Below are 20,593 nucleotides of genomic sequence, written 5' to 3' on the forward strand. Positions count from 1 at the left end.
ACGCGTCCGTGGTGGATACGGGACAGGGACACGCCGACGTCACGGCGTGTCCCTGTCCCGTATCCACCACAAGTGTCCGGGCCGCGTGGCGAGTGGTCAGGCGGCCGCCCCGGCGCTCCGCCGGTCGGCGGCGGCCCAGGACGCGGCGGCGACCCCGCCGGCCACGGTGAGGACGGACGGCCAGGCGCCGAGCTTCTTGGCGAGCGGATGCGACCCGGCGAAGGCCGCGACGTACAGCCCGCTGAGCGCCGCCGCCGTCCCGGTCCCCGCCTTCCGCTGCCACCCCCGCGCGGCCACGACCCCGGCCGCCGCCAGCGCCACCCCGCCCAGCTGCCGCTTCTTGGTCCAGCGCGCGACCCCGTATCCGCCGACGAGCCCGCTCGCGGCCACCACACCTGCCGGGATTCCGGCCATGACCTCTTACCTCCACTGTGAGGGTCTCTCCTTCCTCGACCCTATGCCTGGCGGGGTGGCCGTACGCGCCGATGGGGTCATGATCGAGCACCGACTCTGCAACAGGGGTTTGGGGCCGGGCCGGCGCGGGTGGGCTACGCGTCCGGGGGCTGCCTCCCGGGTTCACTCCTGGGCTTACTGCCGTGCGTCTACTGGGCTTCCTGCCGGACTTCCTGTTGGGCCGTCTGCCGGGCCGTCTGCTGGGCGGGGGGCAGCGCGGCCCCGTGCTCCGTGGCCCACTCCGCGAAGCCGGTGACCCGCAGCCCGAGCGCGCGGGCGTACCGCGGCGATGCGGGCTCGTCCACGAGGTTCAGCCGCTCATGCCCGACGGCGAACTCCGGCATCCCGGCGGCCAGTGCCTCCTCCGCGGTCATGTCCGGGGCGGTCAGTTCGGTTCCACTGGCGCGGGAGAGCACGGCGGCGATCTCGGCCATGGTCAGCTCGTCGCCCGCGAGTTCCAGCTCCACGCCGTTGAACCGCTCGGGGTCGGCGAAGGCGGCCGCCGCGGCGTTGCCGATGTCCTGGACGGCGATCAGCTTCAATACCGTGTCGGGCTTGATGAGGGACACCAGCCGGCGGCCGTCGGGGCTGAAGATGAAGCCGGGTACGAGGAAGTTCTCCATGAAGAAGCCCGGCTTGAGGAGCGTCCAGTACCGGAATCCCGCATCACGCCCCCGGTCCTGGAGCGCGGCCTTGGTCTCGAAGACGTGCTCCATGCCCTTCCAGCGCTCGTCGCCCCAGCCGGGTGTCTCACGGTGCTGTCCGGCGCCGGAGACCGAGGTGTGGACAAGGTGTTCGACGCCCGCCTCGGCCGCCGCGTCGATCAGATTGCTCCCGCACACCCACTCCGTGTCGCCCAGTAAGTCGGTCAGGTCCGGCATCTGCACCGAGAAGACGCCGCGCGCGCCGTCCACGGCACGCCGTACGGCGTCGCGATCGCGGAGATCGCCGACGACGAGCTGCGCCCCGAGCGCCTGTACGGCGCGGGCCGGGGCGCTGTCGGGGTCACGGACGAGGGCGCGTACTGGCACACCCTGCGCGAGCAGGGCCCGAGCGGTGGCGCCGCCCTGTTTTCCGGTGGCGCCGGTGACGAGTATGGGTGCGGTGGGCATGCTGCGGCCTCCCTAAATGGCGGGGTCCTCCGTTTATCTGCCGGATACGATACGGAGGGGTCCGCCATTTATGCAAAGGTCAAAGGTCAAAGCTCTGAAGGTCAAAGGTGACGACGTGCCCGACGTGTCCCACACTCAAGCCCACACTCAAGCCCGCCCCCAGCGCGCCGACGCCCGCCGCAACTACGCGCGCCTCCTCGCCGCCGCGGAGGCGGAGGTCGCCGTGCACGGCGCGGAGGTCTCCCTGGAACAGGTCGCCCGCACCGCCCAGGTGGGATCGGCGACCCTGCGCCGGCACTTCCCCAACCGGCAAGCCCTGCTGAGCGCGGTCTTCCAGCAGCGGATCGAAGCCCTGTGCACCCTCGCCACGGACCTGGCCACGAAGGACGACCCCCGGACGGCGCTGCTGGAATGGCTGCGCGCCCTCGCGCACTACGTCGCCTCCGCACGCGGCATGGCGGCATCCCTGACCATCGCCGAATCCCCCGACGAAGCCGCGCACTGCTTCAGCTACCTCGCCACCGCGGCTGACCCGTTGGTCCGCCGCGCCGCGACCGCGGGCGCCGTACGGGCGGACGCGACCGCCGCCGACCTGCTGACCGTGGTCATCGGCATCGCCCTGGCGACGGAGCACCACCCCAACGGGGCGGCCGAGGTCGACAGGCTGCTGACGCTGGTCACGGAGGGGCTGAGCCCGCGCGCGTAGACCGGCGGGGCATCGAGGGGCGGGGGAGGGCTAGAACCTCCCCACACCCCAGTTGAGCACGGCGTGATTCCCACTTCCGCCGGAGAGCCTGGTGCCGAAGGCCCCGCCGCCGTCCGTGTTGAAGCTGTTCATCCCGTTGTACGCAACGCCGAAGGTCAGCCGGGTCGCGTGACCGTCGCGCCAGCTCGCATCGCAGTTGTCGGCCGTGTACTCGACCGTGCCCGCGACCCCCTTGAGCGACCCCTCCCGCGACCGCGCCTCGAACACGCCGTCCTGCCCCTTGCTGAGCGTCGCCGGAGGCCGGGCGACGAATTCCCCGGACCTCAGCCCGTAGTCGGTCCGCGTGAGCCGGCACCCCGTCGCATTGTGCAGACGAACCTGAAGCCCGCGGCTCGTCTCGTCACCCTCACCATCACCCCGTACCCCGCCAACCCCAACGGCCTGCGCGGAAGCGGAGACGGCCAGCACGCCGACCACCGCCCCCATCACCACGGCTGCGGCCCAACGCGTCAGTGTCCTCATGGCGGCCTTCTCCTCTCGGCACAGGTGCCACCACGATGCCCACCCCGACCGAACCACCGCCGGACCGACACGGCCGCCTGCCCCGCATGGCGGTCACCCGAGTCACCCGAGTCACCCAGCCGCGAAGCCCCGAAGCCGCGAAGCCCCGAAGCCCCGAAGCCTAGGCGCCATCTCCTTGCCCGGGCCGCACGGCTTCGCCGAGGTCCCGGCCCGCCCTGGAGGCGGGTGGTTCGGTGCGCAGGGAGACCTGCTCGAGTCCCAGGAGGATGAGGAAGGCCAGGGCGACAATGCCGCCGGCCGTGAGCATCACCTGGCCCAGGGCGTGGGCGAAGCCGTCCAGGAAGGGCCTGGCCAGGGCCGGGTCCAGGTGGTCGAGGAACGCGGTGTCGTTGAGGTCGGGATGGTGCACCTCGGCCAGATCGTGCGGGTGCTGGGCGGCCGCGTGCCGGAAGGCCGGTGAGGTGCCGGCGGCCTCGTAGCGGTCGGCGATGGCGGGGCCGGCCTGCGCGAACAGCAGGGCCAGCAGCAGGGCGGCTCCGGCGGTGCCGCCCAGACCGCGGAACAGCGACAGGCTGGAGGTGCCCGCGCCCATGTCGGCCGGCGGCAGCGAGTTGGTCAGCGCGGTCATCAGCGCGTTGCCGGCCAGGCCGGCGCCCGCGCCGAAGGCGAACATATAGCCGCCGGTGATCCACAGGGAGGTGTCGGCAGAGACCGAGGCCATGGCGAACAGCCCGCACCCCAGCAGCGCCGTACCCACGATCGCCAGGCTCTTGTACCTGCCGGTGCGGGCGGTGAACCGTCCGGCGGCGAAGGACGCGGCGGTCTGCCCCAGGGCGATCGGCAGGATGAGCAGCCCGGCCTTGGCGGGGGAGGCGCCCTTGACCAGCTGCGGATACAGCGGCAGCACGCCTAGACCGCCGAACTGGGCCAGGTCCAGGACGAAAGTGCCGATGATCGAGACCGTGAAGTTGTTGGTACGGAACAGCCGCAGCGGAATCAGGGCGTCGGCGCCCCTACGGACCGATACGGTCAACAGCCCGGCCAGCCCGAGGGCGGCGACGGCGTAGCAGCCGACCGCGCGGCCGGACGCCCAGCCCCAGGCGTCGCCCTGTTCGGCGATCAGCAGCAGCGGGGTCGGCCCGAGCGCCAGCAGGGCCGCGCCCCACCAGTCGATGTGCCGGTCCCGGCGGGTGGCGGTCAGGCGCAGAACCCGCTGCCACACCATCAGGGCGACCAGGCCGACCGGCACATTGATCCAGAAGATCCACCGCCAGCCGGCGATGCCCAGGATCGTGCCCTGCCCGGCCAGCAGCCCGCCCAGCACCGGGCCCAGCACGCTGCCCAGCGTCATCGCGCTCATGGCGTGGCCCTGGTACCGGCCGCGTTCACGGGGCGAGACCAGATCCCCGATCACGGCCACGACCAGCGCCAGCATGCCGCCACCACCCAGGCCTTGCAGGGCGCGGAAGGCGGCTGTTCGCCTACTTCCTCAGCAAGGAATCGCTGGTCTTCGACCAGGAGGCCACGCACGAACGGCAGTTGGCCTCAGCGGTGCGCGACCGTACGGCGGGAACGACGATCCTGGACGCGCTGGAGACCTATCTCGCCGCGCCCAAGCCACGCGACCCCGGCGACCCCTCCCGCGAGGAGTTCCTGGACCTGGTCCACGCCACCCCCGCACTGCGCGACCACTTCATGCGCATGCAGCGCAACTGGGAGACCACCCTCGCCCACGCCATCGCCGAGGAATCCGGACTGCCCGACGACGACCTCCAGGCCCGCGCCCTGGCCCGCTTCGCCCTGGACATCGGCGCCCTGGCCCAGGAAAGCCCCGACCCCGCCCACGCGCTGCGCACCCTGTTCGCCCGACTCCGCAACGGCTGGACGGACTTCCCCCACCCCGGCCCTTGAACCCGGCACCAGCACCCGGTAACAAGCCCCGGTCGGCCCGCACGGCGGACCGAGGGGCCGGTGCCCAGCTGTGTGGTGCGGCGTCGCGCGCTCGCCCTCAGCGGGGCCGTAGCCGCGCCGCGCATCCCACAGACCGGCGTGGCTCTGTCCGCGCGGGGCGGCCTTTTTAGCCGCGGTGCCGGCTTCCGGTGCGGGTCATCGACATCAGCAGTTGGTGGGTTTCGAGGTCGGCGGCCACGACGAGTCCGCGGCCCGCGGGTCCGATCGGGGCGCCGTCGATTCCGGTGACTACGCAACCGGCGGCCTGGCACAGAGCGATACCGGCGGCGAAATGTACGCTCCCGGACAGGTTGCCGCCGTCGGTGACGTACGCGGCGCGTTTGCCGGCGGCGACCCAGGCCAACGCGAGCGTCGTGGAGACGACCCGCGGCCGGAACCGTTCCACGAACCCGGGGTGGGCCAGCAGGTCCACGGTCCGGAACGTCGGCGCGCTGGGGAAGGGCGGGTCCAGGTTGACATCCACGAGTCGGGTGGCGGGCGTCGGCGCCAGCTGGGCATCGGCGCCGTCATGCCGCACCCAGGCGGTCTCACCGTTGGTGAAAAAGACCTCGCCGCTGAACGGGTCGGCCACGGCCGCCGCACCGCCGCGCAACGCCACGTTGACGGCCACCAGCATGTTGCCGACGGCGTAGTTCACCGTGCCGCACAAGGGGTCCACCAGCCACTGGCGCGCAGCCTCCGCGGCACCCTGCTGCCCGCCCTCCTCGCCGAGCACAGCGTCATCGGGCCGGGCGGCACGGATGACGCCGAGGATCGACTTCTCGGCCTCGACATCGGCGGTGGTGGCGAAGTCCCCGGCGCCCTTGTCGATACGGGTGAGCCGCCGGCCGTACATGGTGCGCACGACCTCCGCACCAGCACGTACCGCAGCTATCGCAACCCCGGCATCGTCAAGGGCGCCATATGAGTTGGTCACAGGGCGCAGGGTATCGGTGCCAACAGCCCGGATCGTCGCCTGCCAGGCCCGTCCCGAACATGCGCATCGGCGGGCCCCGGTGGGTCGTCGATGCGGGCAGCCGACGGCGCTTGCTCAGCTCTCAGGTTCCACAGGGACAGTCCCGGGAGGCGTGGCGAGCCCAGGGAGCCCAGCAGGCCACCGACAAGGCGCGGGACCGGCGGCAGCTCCGTCCTGGGCGCACTGGACTTCACACCACAGCGACGTTATGACCGACAACGCCGCGCCCGCATGGGCTCAACGCCTCCCTGATCGGGATCTTCCGCGCTTGCGCCCCTGCCGACCGGGCGGACCGTGCGGCCCGCACCAGGGGCGTGGAGTGCCCCGGTGCGGGCGGGCGGCGGTGCGCGGTCGCCCGGCGCGGCTGGAACGGCGGTATCAGCCCGTCGTTGTTCCCACGCCCCCTTCCAGGGCCTGGCACATGACCACCGAGCCCTGTTCCACGAACTCCGCGATCGGGGCGGCGAGGGTGTCGGGCAGGACGTCGGTGTGCCAGACGAATCTGGTCCGGCCGCCGGCTTCGGCGAGCGCCTGCATCGAGGCGTGGTGGTGGGCAGGGTGGAGGCTTCCGCCGACCACGGTGTAGGCGACACGTCTGGCCTCGTGATCGAGGTCGACGAGTCGCTCGTGGACGATCGTGCCGTCGGAGAAGGTGACCGTACGGGTGTCCGAGCTCAGCTGTGTGTCGGTCACGAAGCCGGGCGCGAGGCGTTCATGCACCGCGCCGTAGTCGCTGAGCACGTCCCAGACGGCGTCGGGCGTGGCGTCGACGACGAATTCCTTGTGAATGGAGGCCATGTGTGACTCCTACTCCTGGTCAGGCCGCGGAGATACAGAAGGGGTGTCCTTCGGGGTCGGCGAGGACGGTCCACTGGCCGTCGCCGGGCTGGAGGCCGGGCTTGCTCGCGCCGAGCGCGATCAGCTCCTTCGCCGTGGCCTCGGGGTCGCTGACCTGGAAGTCGAGGTGGGCGTGCGGGGCGGTGTCGGGCCAGGCGGGCCCGCGGTAGTCGGCGACCCGCGAAAAGGTGAGCTGCAACGAGCCGTTGCCCAGACAGGCGTACTCGTCGTCGCTGTGGCTGATCTCCCAGCCGGTGAGGTGACGGTAGAACTCGGCGAGTTCCTTCGGGGCGGCGCAGTCGATGACGATCGCGGTGAGCTCCGCGTGGACGGTCATGCCGATGACTCCTCGGTGTCGTGGTTTGCCCGCCCAGCATCGGCGTGCCAAGTGCCGAGGGTCTTGAAGATCCTTGCGGCCTCTCGGTACCCGGATCGGTGTCGTACCCCCGACGTAGGGTCTGCGGCGTGTTGTCAGCCGTAACCCTTGCCGCCCGGCCCGATTTCGCCGTGGCCACGGTGGTTTGCCGCTCCGACCACACCCGGTGGTCAGCACCAGAGGCCCGCGACGATCACCGCATGGTGCTCGTACGGCGTGGCAGATTCCAGCGGTCGGCCGACGGATCAGACGCCGATCTGGACCCGACGGTCGGATACCTGGGCACCCCGGTCGAGGAGGAGCGCTTCGCACATCCCGCAGGCGGTGACACCTGCACCTCCCTCACCTTCACGCCCCGGCTCTGGGAAGGGCTCGCGGGCGGTAAGAGCGTCTACGTGGACGCGCGTATCGACCTTGCCCACCGACGCCTGCTCACAGCCGCCGCCGGCGGCGACATCGACTACGCGCTGACGGAAGAACTGCTCCGCCTCGTCGCAGCAGCCGCCGGCAAACCGGCCGAGCGGCCGAAACCCGCCGACCGGACCCTGGTCGCAGCGGCCCGCGAGGCAATCACCGAGGAGGCTTCGCAGTCGGTGGACCTGTGCTCACTGGCCCGGCACCTCAAGGTCTCCCCCTACCGGCTGAGCCGCGTCTTCTCCCAGGAGATGGGGGTCTCGCTCACCCGCTACCGCAACCGCGTCCGCGTCGGCCTGGCCATGGACCGCCTCACCCAGGGCGAACCCAGCCTCGCCAACCTGGCCACCGACCTAGGCTTCGCCGACCAGGCCCACATGACCCGCACCATCCGCGAACACCTGCACCACACGCCGACCGCGCTCCGCCGACTCCTCGGCTCGGCATCCGCGCAGCGCGACGCCCTGTCGCCCGGCCCCGGAGCCTAGAACCCATCCGCCTGCCCACGCCGCACCAGCGCGATGACGCGGCCACGTTCGATGAGGGCGGAAGAGCGCTTGGGCCAGCCACGGTTTGTGGGGTCCTCACGCCACACTGACGTCGTGACCGACTACGTCTTCGTGATCACTTCCGGCCTGCCAGCCAGTGGGAAGAGCACTATCTCCCACGCCCTGGGTGACTGCCTGGGATGGCCGGTCATCGGCAAGGACGCAATCCTGGAATCCCTCTTCGACTCCCTCGGCACCGGCGACCCCACATGGCGACACCGGCTCAGCCGCGCCGGCGACGACGTCCTCTTCACCATCGCTGCCCAAGCCAAACGAGCCGTACTCGACAACTGGTGGCACCACGACACCGCCCCTGAACGGCTGCGTCGACTCAACGCGCGCCTGATCGAGATCTTCTGCGACTGCGACCCGGCCCTCGCCGCTGAACGATTCCAGCGACGGACCCGCCACCCTGGCCACCTCGACCCGCAACTGACCCCTGAGCAAGTCGCCGAGCGTGTCGCCACGCTCCGCGCCACGTACCCGGGCCCTCTCCGTCTGGGCGGCCCCTTGCTGACCATCGACACCAGTCAGCCGGTCGACATCACCGCGGTCGTCAAAGAGGTCAACGCCCTCCTCGCAGCCTGAGGAAACCGGTGATCAGCCAAGCGCGCCCAGCGCAAGGCGATGCGAACCCCGGCTAGGCAGATCCGACTTGTTCGCGGCGCAGGGCCGCTACGAAGTTCCGCCAGACGCGATCCGAGAACGCGAGCACGGCCCGCTCCGGCTCCTTCGAGTCCCGGACGGCGGTCCCACCGCTCGCCAGACCGGCTATCTCGACGCAGTTGCCACCGCTTCCATTGCTGTAGCTGCTCTTCCGCCACTGGAGAGGCGATATATCGGTCATCAACAGAGTCCTTGTGCCGCTTGTCTGATCAGGTCACTCGACCGCTGAGGACTCAAGGACAGAGCACGCAGATTGTCAAACGCCTTGCCGTAGCGGGCGATCTCTTCCGGACTCTCCAGGTACACCGCGTCTGTCAGACCGTCGCGGTACACCATGTCGGGATCCTCCTGATCCGGAAACCCCAAGATCGAGAATGCGGCAACAGCGGGGTAGCTGCCGGCGTCGAACGGCAGTACCTGGAGTGTGACGTTCTTCAACCGCGCCACGTCCAGCATGCGCTCGAACTGCGCGCGCATGATCTTGGCGCTGCCGATGGTGTGCCGCAACACGCTCTCGTGCACGATCGCCCACAGTTCGAGAGGCGCAGCGCTCGTCAGCAGAGCCTGCCGCTCCATCCGTACGGTGATCATGCGCTCAACATCATCAGGGTCCTGGCCAGGCGTGGCGAGGTGGAGTTCCCGTGCGTAGTCGGCCGTCTGAAGCAGGCCAGGCACGAACTCGCACTCGTACGTCCGCAGCCCGGAGGCAGCCTGCTCCAGCCCGACGTAGACCGAAAACCATGAGGGCACGGCGTTGCCGTACGCGTGCCACCACCCCCGCGTCTTGGACTGTTTGGCGAGCTCTTTGAGAAGTTCGCGGAGCTCGTCGGACGTTCCGTAGAAACGGCAGAGGGCGTCGATGTCCGACGGCTGCACGCGGCCCTGGCCGGTCTCAAGGCGGTTGACCTTGGAACCGCTCCAGTCCAACTCCTTGCCCACCTGGTTGCAGGTGAGCTGGTGCTCCTCGCGGAGCTTCTTCAGCTCGATGGCCAAGCGGCGACGTCGGGCAGTAGGCGATCCAGGCACATGAACTCCTCGTGTGGAAACGAACGTTCAGTCTCGTCCGGCGGGTACGACCCGTCAGTCACCCATTCGAGCGTATCCCGTCGTGCACATTGCACGACGGGATACGCGGTGCCATGCTCTCACACGGAGTAACCGCCCGGCCACCGAACGATTGCTGCAGGTGACCGCTGCAAGGCAACGCGACCGCGAGGGGTTGAGAGATGGCCATCGAGCACTGCATGCCGAGGAAGGCGTGGCGCCTTCCCTTCCTGGCTGAACCTGGTGAAGTCCCCGCTCTCCGCCGCAGCATGCGTACGTACCTGACGCGCTGGGGCCTGCCCGATGTCATCGACGCGGCTCTGATCTGCGTCAGCGAGCTCGTCACGAACGTCATCGTCCACGTCGGCGCCGGCACGCCCGCGACGATGGCCGTCTCCATGAACGGCACCTACCTGCGCATCGAGATCCACGACCCGGACCGCAGCGCCCTGCCCACACTCCTGGGCGCGACGACCACGTCCGAGTCCGGTCGAGGGCTGGCCTTGGTAATGGCGGTGACGGACCGATGGGGCGTGATGCCGACCGACGCCGGCAAGACGACCTGGTGTGAGATCGCCACGGAACTGAGCGAGGCTGACGCCCACCTAGAGGGGCCTCAAGTTGATCGTGCGGAGGCTCTGCTCACCCTCTACGGCCGGTCGGCATATCGCAGGGAATCCTCACCGCACGTCGGACACGCCATCGCGGAAGAGGCAGCAATCGCCCTGATCTCGGACCTTCTCCACTGGTTCCGCGCCCACGGCCAGGACCCGGACACGGCCCTGGACCGCGCTCAGCTGCACTTCGAAGCTGAGGTGGGACACTCGGGTGACGATTCGAGTCCGTACGTACCGGTGATCTGACACCCTGTGGGGGCAGGCGTTTGCCCATGCCTGCATCCTCAGCCTGCGGCGGCCCGGAGCATCGCGCCGGCGTCATCGATCATCCCGTGCTCATGAAGCTGAAGAGTGGCGCGGACGATGTCCTTCTCGGGTGATCGCGCCCGTAGATCGTGATCAGCATGTCGGCCGGCTGATCACGATGCTCCTTCCGGAGAGGCGAGAGAGGGTGCGCTCTCCAGGGCCTGGACGCGGCCCGCTTACCTGCGCTGCACGGCTGCGACGAAGTTCCCCCAGGCGTGGGCGGAGAACGAGAGAACGGCCCGATCCGGCTCCTGAGAGTCCCGTACGGCGATGCCGCCCGGGAGGAAGGCTGCTTCGACGCATTCCGTGTGGCCAGCGCCGCTGTACGACGACTTGAACCAGGCATCGTCTGCAACGGATGCTGAAGCTTCGGCCATCAGCGCTGAGCGGGAGTCGTGCGAGCGCGACAGCCCGTTCCTTGTTGCAGGCACGTCGTTGATCGAGATCCTCACGGGCCGGGCGGTGGAGTCCACGACGATGGCGGTGCCTCCCTCGGCATGATGGAGCGTCACGGTCGCAGGATGGGCCTTCTCCACCTCGAAGGTGTACTCGACGCGTGCCGGTTCGGACATGAGCTGAACCCTTCGGTCAGGGGCGATGCCGGTTGCTGGCGCAGGAGTTGGCGTGTGGCGGCTGCACTACGGTAGCACCCTTTTCGAACATCGCGTCAACCTAAATTTGACGTGCCTGCCCATGTCAAATAACCTCGGTGGCTCATGGCGACAGGGGAACGGGGAGGTTCGGTGGGCGAGCTCGACTCCTTCGGCGCTTGGCTGGAGCGCCAACTACGGCGGAGCAGGGTCAGTCAGGCGGAGTTGGCTGCGGCCTTGAACATGACCCGAGCCGGGGTTTCGGCGTGGGTCAACAACCGTGCCATGCCGAGAGCCGACAAGCTCAGGTTGATAGAGGAGTTCTTCGGTCTTCTGCCCGGGGCTGCTACATCTCTGCAGGACGCCGAAAAACGGGCTGTTGACCGGATCTGGTACCACCGACGTGCGCACGCGGACGGAGGGAGGGAGTTCGGTAACGCTGCCGCCTTCGCCTTCGAGGCCGATCTGGGTACGCTCGCCCGAGAGGCCACCCAGAACAGCCTCGACGAACGACTCGATCTCACACGCCCCGTTCGTGTCCGCTACACGCTCCACGAGGTGAGTGGCGATCAACTGCGCGCGTTCAAGGAGCACCTGCGGTGGGACGACCTCGAGCCGCACTTCCGGGCAGCGGCCCGCCACCGTCAGAAGGTGGGGCGAGTACTTGCTGAGGGACTGCGGGAACTCGACGAGAGCGACAGCCTGTTGCTCCTACGGATCGACGACTACAACGCTGCCGGACTGACGGGACCGGAGTACGACGACGGCAGGTTCTCCGCTGTTGTGCGGCGTCAGTTGGACAGTCACAAGACAACAGGGCGCGCCGGCGGGTCGTTCGGCCTGGGTAAGGCGACCCTGTGGGCGAACAGCCGCCTGGGGCTCGTCTTGATCAACAGCGTTCTCTCCGAGCCATACGAGGGTCATCAGGAACGGCGCATGATCGGGCGTCTGGATCTGCCGTGGAGACGGGTGGACGGTGAGTCGTTCGCCGGACCCGCATGGCTTGGGGAGCCGGACGAGACACCAGGTTTCAGGAGAGTGGCTCGGTCATGGTGGGCGGACGAGGAGACCGCCCGTGCCTTGCATTTGGAGCGCGAGAGCCAGGATCCGGGCACGTCCTTTTTGATCGTTGGTGCTCATGACATGGGCAGCGAAGGGGAACGAGGACGGCCCGATCTCGCCGACATGCACACTAAGTTGACTGTGGCGCTGGCCGACAACTTCTGGGCCGCCATGACGGCTGGAGAGAGCACGCCGCCACTGCTGCAGGCCTCGGTCGCGGCACTGCGCAACGGCGAGGTCGTGATCCCGGAGCAGCGCGTGGACCCCGGCGAGCGCTTTCCGGCTCAGGTAAGGGCATTGAAGGCGTATCTGGACGGCGTCACCGTGGAAAAGCTCACTGCGGTGGATCAAGTGGCGCTCGTCCGAGTCCCTTTGTCGGTTCCTCCGTTGCGAGGCACGGGGGACAAGACGGTGGAGCATCAGGCCGTGTTGCTGGTGACTCCTGCGGACGACATGGATCAGGAACACAGCAGGGTCGTCTACATGCGTGGCAGCCGGATGACGGTCATGACCCGTCGACCGCGGGAGGTCCCTTTGGGGACCGACCCCTTCCAAGCCATCCTTCTGGCCGGCTATGCCACCGGCGAGGACGGGCCGGTGGTGGCGTCGGCGGAGGCGTTCCTGCGAGCATCCGAGCCGCCCGAGCACGACAAGTGGGACAGAACCGAAGAGCTCGCGGTTGCGTACGCTCGGGGTGCACTGACGCGTCCCAAGAAGTTCCGAGCCGATGTGGACGCTGCGCTGCGCGAAGTTGTCGGACGCCGTGAAGCACGAGCCAATGGGGGTCCGTCCGCCCTGAGAGAACTTCTCCAGTTGGATACTGCGGCCGGGGCACGCCGCACTGAGGGATATCCGACCATTCGCCATCTGGAGGGGGCGATCGACGACACCGGGGCCTGGAGAGTGAACATCGAATTGCGAGTTCCACAGCGGGACGACCCTTGGTTGCTGACTCCCGTCGCCTGGTTCGATTCGCAGCAGGGCGGGAAGGCCACGATCACCTGGGCAGCACTCACTGCGGTGGAGAACTGTGAGGTCGACGGGAAGAATTTGCGGGTTCAGTCTGGCGTACGCAGCGCGTCGTTTGCTGGCGTGACGGCGGTCGGCAGTCACCTGGTCTCGGCAGGTTGGGCGCGTCTCGCCGTGGACATCAGGCGAGCAAAGGGGGCGCGGATATGAAGACATTGATGCCCTACCCCACGGTTGTCGGCGATATAGATGTGACAATCGAGAAGGTTGCGCTCGATGGCCGAGATCTTTCCTATTCGATGATCTCCCGAACCGAGCATGTCGTTGCCTTGCACGAGATCGAGCGGACCAAGTGGGACGAGGCAAGGATCGAGGTGCGCGTCTCACTGCCGGAGCGTGAGATCGAGACGGGCCCATGGACCGACGTCGGCTGTGTTGTGGTACTCACCGAAGGAGCGACCAACACCCGACTGGCGCGTCCGCTGCGCAAGAAGCCGGATGGGGCTTGGGTCGGCAGCGTCCCTGTGTCACGCGCGCTGTATCGTGCTCGCGCCTCCCTCATGGTGAGTGTCGTTGCCACCGTCGGAGGCGTGGCCGGCCGAGTGATCGGTACCGCTGACACGGTGTGGACGATCGACCTCACTGCTCGTGTTCCCGAGCGCAAGAAGGAACTGAACATCGTCGAGATCGACTTCCGCGACGGTACCGAGGAGTGGTTGGTCAGGTTCAAGGACTCTCCATGGCTGGTGGAGACGAGTGGTGAGATGCCGACTGTCTATCTCAACACCGGGTTCGAAGGTCTCGCGCCACTGCTCAATGGCGCGGGAAGCGAGATGGAGAGGGGTGCGCGAGGGTTGGTGGCGTCACAAATCGCTGACGAGGCGTGGACGGCCATGTTCCATGCAGCTGTGAGTGATCTTGATATTGATGACGATGGAACTCCTCAAATCCCGTCGGGTTGGCGCGAAACGGTGTTGCGCCACATGTTGCCGGATGTGATGCCCGGAGCCTCGTTGGCCGATGCCTTGCTTGAGGTGCATGAGCGCCGCACGGACGATCAGGGGTGGTCGGAGTTGCAGACCTATATTCATCACGCAGCAGCCAAGCGCGCCCGTGTTCCGAAGCACCTCAGAACTGCCGTTCGCGCACTCGACCGAGCGGAGGTGACAGACCGGTGAGCCGGATTTCCCCTGCACTTCCGGAGGTTCTTGCCCTGCTGCCCACCCCCGCAGCCACACAGTATCTGACTCGTAGCGTGCTCACTGGCCAAGAGAATCCGCCCAGGGTCGCCCTCCAGCGCGCCAGTAAGCCTATTGGCGTGTCCGCTGCGCGTTGGCGCACCGCTCCGGTGAGGGAATTGGTCGAAGAGGCCATGCGGAGGTTTGCGGAAACACGCACGCGAGCCGACGCTTGGCTGGCACCACGCCTGCACGCCACCCTACGTATGACGCGAGCCGAAGCGGCCAATCCGGAGCTGTGGAACTTTATGTCCTTGGCGGTGGCGCCGGACTACGTGATCTGGCGCCACCGGGGGCCGGCTACGTCAGCCACGCCCAGTCCGACTGCCCCCGCGGACCGGTTCGTGGGGTTGCACTATAAACATGCCTTCGCAAGGCTGTGGTGGGCCGCAGAAATGTTCCGGGATGGGGAAGACTACAGGAGTGCGGAATTCGCGTGCAGTAACCAGGACGTGCTCCATACAGCTCTCAGGCTGAATACGATCGATCACCGCCCGACGGCACTGGCGCTTCTTCAGGTTCTTCGAAATATGGCGGCACGTAAGGTGTCTCTCCTCGGTGATCACGTCAATGCATTGGCGCACGAAATAAACATCGTCGGGAGCACCTTGATGTACGACGTCATCGCGCCAGCGGAACCACCTGATGTCGATGCCGTTCTTGATTGGATCGCGGAGGGAGAATCAGCTCCGTCTGTTCCACTGGAATCGCTCCCGGATGGTCCGAGAGATGGAAGAGTTCTCAAATCATCAGTGGAAGCTCTGGTGAGAATATTTGAGAAGGTCCATGCGGAGTCCCCCTACCTTCGCCGTAGAGGAGCGACCGCTGAAGAGTCGGGTGCCGGAGTCAGCCTCGCAAAGCCTGGTGGATGACCCCCGCCAGCGCCCGCGAGAGGCCGACCGGCACGGCATTCCCGATCTGACGCCCGATCTGGATCTTGCTGCCACACCATTTGAATGACTCAGGAAAACCCTGAATGAGTGCGGCTTCATAGTGGGTGATGGGACGCCATGCGAAGGGGTGCAGGTAGCGACCCTTTTCTGGCTTATAGAACTCCGTTCGGATAGTTACCGATGGTCGATCCCAATACATGCGCCCCATGACGTCGTGGGATCCGTTTCGGTGGGCCAGCCAGTTCGGAGTCGACAGTTCCGGAGGAAGATCGTGTCTGTTGCCGCCTCGAGGAATTGCTTTGTATCGGGCCAAGGACACATCTGTTGGCGTCCGCCCGAAATGCAAGTCCGTGGTTCTGAAAGTTCCCGGCAGGATGAAGTCCTTCAGTCCGAGTGGATTGCAGGTTCCTTCCGGGAGTTCAGTGGTGACAGGTGTCACCAGGGAGCGTGAGAAGACCGCGGGGCCGACTGCCACCCAAGGTTTTTTGGACTCGATTCCGGGCAGCGTCGTTCCCATGGTTTCGGGCGCCTTGGCGTGGCTGGTATCGGGGTAGCGGAGTCCGTTGAGATATTCAAGATCTCGACGGACTCCTATGACGATGGTTCTGCGTCGTGATTGGGGTACACCGTAGTCCGCCGCATTAAGGACGGAGTACTCGACGAGTTTGTAGTCTCGCAAACCACCGTTGGGCTTCTCTGTGGCCGCGTAAAGTGCCTCGAACTCGGCGGACCTCAAGAACCGATCAACATTTTCGACGATGAAAATCTTGGGCTCGATCTCATTGACGACCCGCATATATTCGCGCCACAGTTTGTTACGAGGATCGTTGACATCCCCCAGCCCGAGCCCGGAGAAGCCCTGGCACGGAGGGCCACCAAGAATGACGTCTGCTTTGATGCCGTGGTCGCGAGGTTGCCAGTCCTCGATGTCACCCGCGTGGATGTGATGCAGCCCGCCAGCGTCGTCCGCGAAGTTGGCGGCATACGTCGAGGCCGCCGCCAAGTCGTGCTCGACGGCCGCAACTGATCGGAAGACCGGAGCCGTCCCGCCAGGGGTGCGGAAGGACCGGAAACCTTCCGTGAAGCCCCCGCATCCCGCAAAGAGATCAACAACGTTGATCGGCTCCGGGGCTTCCTGGTTGTTCATGACCGTGAGTTTAGCCGGCCGCTGGGAGTGATCACGAACATACCTGGTGATCGGCCGGAAGGCACTGCCGGAAAGCCGGCAAATCACACTCAACTGCCCCCTGCCTGCGCCTTCACCCCAAGTGCGTGGGCGATGCACAGTCCTACAGCCTCAGCCACCGGCGGTGGTGAGGCATGTCCGACCTGCCGGTACACGGAGGTTTTTCGGCCGAAGAACCTCCACTCGTCAGGGAAGGACTGCAACATCGCGACCTGGCGCACATTGAGCTTTGGCAAGGCATCGACGGGGAAGTCGGGGCCTGGCACACCGTCTCCGATGCTGTTGCCGTTGACGCCCAACCTTGCCCAGGCGCGCTTGGAGCCGGTCGGTCCGAGATCGGCCCCGCCCCTGAAGGCGGAACCACCCACGATGGCGGGTGCCGGCTCATTCGCTCGTCCAGCCCATGCAGAGGCTCCGGGCCAACCGTCTCGGGCCATGGATGCTTCCAGCATCTCTCCGACCGAAGGCGCCGGTTCGGCCGCGGGTTCGGGCCAGTCGAATCGGCTGAGCTCCGGGTGACGCATGGCCACCAGAAACCCTTGTCGGCGGTGCTGAGGGACGCCGAAGTCCGCCGCATCGAGCACACGCCACTGGACTTCGTAGCCCACGTCGGCGAGGTTTTCGACGATCCAGGACCTGATGTTCTCGAACTTGTCAGAGGTGACAAGGTCTGGGACGTTCTCCAGCAGGACGGCACGTGGCTGCACCGAGTGTGTGAGCCACACCGCCGCCTCCAGGAGTTTCCGCTCCGTGTCGCTCTCGCGGCGCTGAACCGTCGCCGCCGACTTGACGCGTGGCAGGCCACCGGCAAGGAGATCCACGTCATAGACAGAGGGATGTTCTTCCGGGTCGAAGTCGATGACATCGGTGCGCAGGACTTGCCAATTCGGGCGATTCAGCTTCAGCGTCTTCCAGGAGTTCTCGTCGTTCTCGATCAACATGACCGGATCGAACCCTGCTCGTTCCAGCCCCAAGGCCTGGCCACCGGCTCCCGCGCAGATTTCGAGGGAGGAGAGTCGTGGTGAGGTCAATGCGGCTTTCTCCTTGAGGCAACGATGGTGGGCCGGTGACCGGGCGGGTCGGAGCAGGCCAGGACATTTCTGGTGCCGGACGTGTCTGGTGTCAGGTTGCGTCGATGATCGCCTCGTTCTCCTGGGCGGAGTCGATGGTGGTGAACCGCACGACCTTTTCGTCGTGGCCGTGTGCTGTAGCGGGGGCCACGAAGGCGAAGGCCATGACCAAGCGCTTCAGGTCGGCCTCGCCCGTTGCTGTGACAGGGGGGCGTTGCTCGAGTACGGGATACAGGGTGATCACACCGCGTCGGGGAGCCATGTGTTGCTCTGTGGCCGGATCATTGCTGTGTGTGAGGGAGCCGGCGATCCGCATGGCCACTGCTCGGTGCTTCGGGTCGCTGATGGCGCCGAAGAGCGGATATCGCTCGGGCCGTCGCTGCCGGCTGAACCAGGACAATGAGCGTTTGCGTGTTCCCAGCGGGACGCGCTGACCCGAGGAGGAGTGCTGAGGTGCGAGCACCAGCCAGTCGTCCACGTCTCGACGGGACTGTGAGATGGCCTCCAAGTAGGCGAGGCTCGGGGCGAAGTGCTCTCCGTGCCATTTCAGTGTCCGAAAGACAGTGATGGCCTCTTCGGGGGTCAGTAGCCCGGTGAAGGCCTCGAATCCGTGAGTGGTCCCGGAATCTGTTTTGTGAAACGAGAAATGTGTCGGAGTGTCCGACAGCCGATCCAGCACCGGGAGCCACCGGTCGGTGTTGTGGCGCAGGGCAGCAGTCTGGTTTTCCGTCGGATATGCGGTGGGTTCTGACCACTGGCCCGGCGATCTGACCTCGACCAGGCGTGCATTGTACATCTTATTGCGACTCGTCGGCTTCAATTTCGGGAAATGCTGGGAGACCAGAGGCGGCACTTGAGCCGGTGTGACCTGTGGCTTACCCTTCACCATGACGGAGTATTGTTCGAGCTGTGCTCGGAAGCTCTCCTCGTCTCGGCAAATTGCCTCGAAGGCGTCGTAGAGGTCGATTTCCTGTGGGCGCAGTCCGCCCGACGACTCCCTGCGGCCGACCCACAGGCGGACCAGGTCTCGGTAGCCCTTGCGGAATCCGAACCAGCGACCCATCTGCATCATCGTGGACGCGTTGCCCGCGCGTCGGCGGAAGTAGGTGACAGTCAGGCCCTCGACGGTGAATCCTCGCGACAGTTTTTGCCCGCCGATAAGGATCTTCCAGATAGCGCGACGGTCGAAGTCTGCTTCGCCTCTCTCGATGTCCTTGTCGCCGTTGACCACGATGACCGGTCGATCGTCGGCGCCGATGCGGGCCCAAGCCGCTCCGATGTAGGGTGCCAGGGCGTCATAGGAACTGGGGACCGCGAAACCGTTGGCTCGGACGCGGGAAACGGGAAGAAGGTCGGACTCGAAGAGTTCACGCAACCGCTGCCGGCCGGAAGGGCCGGTGTATCCGCCCTCGTCCCACAGGCGCAGCAGCCTTCCTCGCAGCTCGCTGTGCTCTGCCGTCAGCCGGGACTCGTGCACCAGCATGGTGTGGTGTCGGAAGTGGTTCTCGTCCACCCGAGGATCCTCGGCCTCTCGGTAGATCTTCATGGCTCCCGTAAGGACGAACATGTCCAGGGCCCTGCGCAGGCTGACGTCGTCCTCTTCCTCGGTGGAGCCACCGATTTCACGAACGTAGGCCTTCTCGTTCGAGTTCGCCACGGTGCGCTGCTGTGGCGGAATCTTCGACTCCAGGTCGTGAAAATCTTGAATCCCCATGTAGCCATGGGGCCGACGGAGAGAGATCAGGAAATCCCTAGGGAAGATGTCCCTGGTGTCGCTGGGGTCGATGAATACGTTCGCGAACGGTGTTGCTGTGTAGCCGACGTACTGGGCTCGCGGAAGAAGTCCCAGCAGCTCGGACACCTTCTGATTGATGGCTGTACGATCGGGGCCGTCACTCCTGTTGGGATTGGCGGTGTTCGGAGACGCCTCGTCGGACTCATCATCGATGATCAAGGCTGGGATCTCGCCCAGAATTCCCTTGATCTTTTCCAGGTCATTCACCAGCTTGTTCAGTACGCTCTTATTCTTCTTGACCACCATCAGGCGAGCGGCCGCGTGGTCGAGGTTACGCGGGTCGTACAGTGGGAGTGCCTTCTCCCGCTTCTCGATCTGGAGCGCGCGGATACCTTGAGCCAAGGACTTGTAGTCATTGGCGCGTGTGGTGAGCCGTTCGACATCGAAGGCGCCAAGTTCTGACGGCATCCCACCGTGAGTCAGGAATTTTCTGCGGAGCCATGCGGTGTCGTCCGCGTAGTCGGAATCAACCTCGTTGCTGGCCCCACGCAGGATGTTCTCCCGCCCCACCAACTCCATGTCGAGGCGGCGTTGGGTCTGGGCACGCAGTAGATTCAACGTCCCCCCGAGCACGATGACCAGACGATACCCGGCGTCGATGGCCTTCGCGATGACGCCCGTGAAGTTGGCAGTCTTCCCGGACTGCACGTAGCCGACAACCAACCCCTTCGACTGATAAGCCTCGGGCGAGGTCGGGTCCGCCAGGCGCTCGACAACCCGTTCGGCGGCGTCACCCAGGTCCGTTGTGGTCTCTGGACTCCAGCCCTTCTGCTCCTGCAGGTAGCGCTGGTACGCCGGCCAATACCAGTCGACGCCATGCTGAGTGCCGATCCCGCGCCAGGGCTTCCGTTCTTGGCTGATGACGACTGGACCGGCGGTCTTCTGCACCGGGATCTCGGCATCCAGAACCTTGCGGGTTACGGGCTCAAGGCCGAGTCTGTCGTGGACCACGGTGCGACGTTCGTCCGTACGTGGCTCGGTATCGGCGGCCCAGTCGGTTGTCGTGGGGCCGGTCGCGTAGTCCCAGTCGGTGAGCTGAATGCGCCATAGGCGCTTCAATGCTTCGGCGCCATCGCTGCCTGCGACCAAGATGTCCCTGAATGCTGTCTCGGAGACGTCGTGCCCGGATGCCTGCATCTCGGCGTAGAAGGCAACGGCGCGCCCGAGAGGTGCGGGGCCGGCTGCTTGCATGCCGGCCAAGGCAGCCTGATGCACCTTGAGAAGTAGGTCGGCGTTGGCGTTGTCCGCTGTGCTCATGTGGCG

The 20,593-nt window shown here is 66.5% G+C and carries 20 protein-coding genes and 1 pseudogene; 8 read left to right on the forward strand and 13 right to left on the reverse strand.

Features of this window, described 5'->3' with window-relative positions; all coding sequences use genetic code 11:
- Positions 1-96 precede the first annotated feature (96 nt).
- Positions 97-414: a hypothetical protein gene (locus ACH4U7_RS44910; protein WP_398533545.1), complete on the reverse strand. Its 318-nt coding sequence runs from the start codon at positions 412-414 to the stop codon at positions 97-99.
- Positions 415-602: 188 nt separating this feature from the next.
- On the reverse strand, positions 603-1,565 hold the full coding sequence (locus tag ACH4U7_RS44915) for an NmrA/HSCARG family protein (protein WP_398533546.1): 963 nt from the start codon (positions 1,563-1,565) through the stop codon (positions 603-605).
- 115 nt (positions 1,566-1,680) lie between these two features.
- On the opposite strand from ACH4U7_RS44915, the gene ACH4U7_RS44920 reads away from it, so the two are divergent.
- The gene (locus tag ACH4U7_RS44920) at positions 1,681-2,271 is read left to right on the forward strand and encodes a TetR/AcrR family transcriptional regulator (protein WP_398533547.1); all 591 of its coding nucleotides are present in this window, start codon (positions 1,681-1,683) and stop codon (positions 2,269-2,271) included.
- A 30-nt stretch (positions 2,272-2,301) separates the two neighbouring features.
- On the opposite strand, the gene ACH4U7_RS44925 is transcribed toward ACH4U7_RS44920, so the two are convergent.
- Both ACH4U7_RS44925 and ACH4U7_RS44930 read right to left on the reverse strand, forming a co-directional pair.
- On the reverse strand, positions 2,302-2,793 hold the full coding sequence (locus tag ACH4U7_RS44925) for a hypothetical protein (RefSeq protein ID WP_398533548.1): 492 nt from the start codon (positions 2,791-2,793) through the stop codon (positions 2,302-2,304).
- A 160-nt stretch (positions 2,794-2,953) separates the two neighbouring features.
- A pseudogene (locus ACH4U7_RS44930) lies at positions 2,954-4,255 on the reverse strand (MFS transporter); the annotation flags it as partial.
- A 77-nt stretch (positions 4,256-4,332) separates the two neighbouring features.
- Here ACH4U7_RS44930 and ACH4U7_RS44935 point away from each other — a divergent pair.
- Positions 4,333-4,704: a hypothetical protein gene (locus tag ACH4U7_RS44935; RefSeq protein ID WP_398533549.1), complete on the forward strand. Its 372-nt coding sequence runs from the start codon at positions 4,333-4,335 to the stop codon at positions 4,702-4,704.
- Between the two features lie 166 nt (positions 4,705-4,870).
- Here ACH4U7_RS44935 and ACH4U7_RS44940 read toward each other — a convergent pair whose 3' ends face one another.
- The 3 genes from ACH4U7_RS44940 to ACH4U7_RS44950 form a co-directional block, all read right to left on the reverse strand.
- Positions 4,871-5,680: an inositol monophosphatase family protein gene (locus tag ACH4U7_RS44940; protein WP_398533550.1), complete on the reverse strand. Its 810-nt coding sequence runs from the start codon at positions 5,678-5,680 to the stop codon at positions 4,871-4,873.
- A 417-nt stretch (positions 5,681-6,097) separates the two neighbouring features.
- Entirely contained in the window at positions 6,098-6,517 is a 420-nt protein-coding gene (locus ACH4U7_RS44945) for an SRPBCC family protein (protein ID WP_398533551.1), read from the reverse strand.
- Between the two features lie 19 nt (positions 6,518-6,536).
- Positions 6,537-6,893 (reverse strand): VOC family protein, encoded by a 357-nt coding sequence (locus tag ACH4U7_RS44950; RefSeq protein ID WP_398533552.1) that lies wholly within the window; start codon positions 6,891-6,893, stop codon positions 6,537-6,539.
- Positions 6,894-7,132: 239 nt separating this feature from the next.
- On the opposite strand from ACH4U7_RS44950, the gene ACH4U7_RS44955 reads away from it, so the two are divergent.
- Positions 7,133-7,834 (forward strand): helix-turn-helix domain-containing protein, encoded by a 702-nt coding sequence (locus tag ACH4U7_RS44955; RefSeq protein WP_398533553.1) that lies wholly within the window; start codon positions 7,133-7,135, stop codon positions 7,832-7,834.
- Positions 7,835-7,948: 114 nt separating this feature from the next.
- Positions 7,949-8,482 carry an AAA family ATPase gene (locus ACH4U7_RS44960; RefSeq protein WP_398533554.1) on the forward strand — a complete coding sequence of 178 codons (534 nt, stop codon included), beginning with the start codon at positions 7,949-7,951 and terminating at the stop codon, positions 8,480-8,482.
- 52 nt (positions 8,483-8,534) lie between these two features.
- On the opposite strand, the gene ACH4U7_RS44965 is transcribed toward ACH4U7_RS44960, so the two are convergent.
- Both ACH4U7_RS44965 and ACH4U7_RS44970 read right to left on the reverse strand, forming a co-directional pair.
- Positions 8,535-8,741, reverse strand: a complete 207-nt coding sequence (locus ACH4U7_RS44965; protein WP_398533555.1) for a DUF397 domain-containing protein — start codon at positions 8,739-8,741, stop codon at positions 8,535-8,537.
- Positions 8,741-9,586 (reverse strand): helix-turn-helix domain-containing protein, encoded by an 846-nt coding sequence (locus tag ACH4U7_RS44970; RefSeq protein ID WP_398533556.1) that lies wholly within the window; start codon positions 9,584-9,586, stop codon positions 8,741-8,743. The genes ACH4U7_RS44965 and ACH4U7_RS44970 overlap by 1 nt, the downstream gene beginning before the upstream one ends.
- Positions 9,587-9,786: 200 nt before the next feature.
- On the opposite strand from ACH4U7_RS44970, the gene ACH4U7_RS44975 reads away from it, so the two are divergent.
- Entirely contained in the window at positions 9,787-10,467 is a 681-nt protein-coding gene (locus ACH4U7_RS44975; RefSeq protein ID WP_398533557.1) for an ATP-binding protein, read from the forward strand.
- Between the two features lie 236 nt (positions 10,468-10,703).
- Here the strand turns inward: ACH4U7_RS44975 and ACH4U7_RS44980 are convergent, their stop codons facing one another.
- Positions 10,704-11,099: a DUF397 domain-containing protein gene (locus ACH4U7_RS44980; protein WP_398533558.1), complete on the reverse strand. Its 396-nt coding sequence runs from the start codon at positions 11,097-11,099 to the stop codon at positions 10,704-10,706.
- A gap of 171 nt (positions 11,100-11,270) precedes the next feature.
- On the opposite strand from ACH4U7_RS44980, the gene ACH4U7_RS44985 reads away from it, so the two are divergent.
- From ACH4U7_RS44985 to ACH4U7_RS44995, 3 genes are all read left to right on the forward strand, one after another.
- A complete protein-coding gene (locus ACH4U7_RS44985; RefSeq protein WP_398533559.1) occupies positions 11,271-13,358 on the forward strand; it encodes a helix-turn-helix domain-containing protein in 2,088 nt (695 codons plus the stop codon).
- The gene (locus ACH4U7_RS44990) at positions 13,355-14,326 is read left to right on the forward strand and encodes a hypothetical protein (RefSeq protein ID WP_398533560.1); all 972 of its coding nucleotides are present in this window, start codon (positions 13,355-13,357) and stop codon (positions 14,324-14,326) included. The genes ACH4U7_RS44985 and ACH4U7_RS44990 overlap by 4 nt, the downstream gene beginning before the upstream one ends.
- A 194-nt stretch (positions 14,327-14,520) precedes the next feature.
- Positions 14,521-15,258: a DUF6339 family protein gene (locus ACH4U7_RS44995; protein WP_398533578.1), complete on the forward strand. Its 738-nt coding sequence runs from the start codon at positions 14,521-14,523 to the stop codon at positions 15,256-15,258.
- On the opposite strand, the gene ACH4U7_RS45000 is transcribed toward ACH4U7_RS44995, so the two are convergent.
- The 3 genes from ACH4U7_RS45000 to ACH4U7_RS45010 all read right to left on the reverse strand — a co-directional run bounded on the left by ACH4U7_RS45000 (position 15,233) and on the right by ACH4U7_RS45010 (position 20,587).
- Complete coding sequence (locus ACH4U7_RS45000; RefSeq protein WP_398533561.1) at positions 15,233-16,426, reverse strand: DNA cytosine methyltransferase; 1,194 nt, start codon at positions 16,424-16,426, stop codon at positions 15,233-15,235. The two genes, ACH4U7_RS44995 and ACH4U7_RS45000, sit on opposite strands and share 26 nt — an antisense overlap.
- Positions 16,427-16,515: 89 nt before the next feature.
- Entirely contained in the window at positions 16,516-17,496 is a 981-nt protein-coding gene (locus ACH4U7_RS45005; protein WP_398533562.1) for a DNA cytosine methyltransferase, read from the reverse strand.
- A gap of 91 nt (positions 17,497-17,587) precedes the next feature.
- Positions 17,588-20,587: a Z1 domain-containing protein gene (locus ACH4U7_RS45010; protein WP_398533563.1), complete on the reverse strand. Its 3,000-nt coding sequence runs from the start codon at positions 20,585-20,587 to the stop codon at positions 17,588-17,590.
- Positions 20,588-20,593: the final 6 nt, after the last annotated feature.

It is taken from the genome of Streptomyces sp. NPDC020845, from assembly GCF_044334165.1.
Lineage (GTDB): Bacteria > Actinomycetota > Actinomycetes > Streptomycetales > Streptomycetaceae > Streptomyces.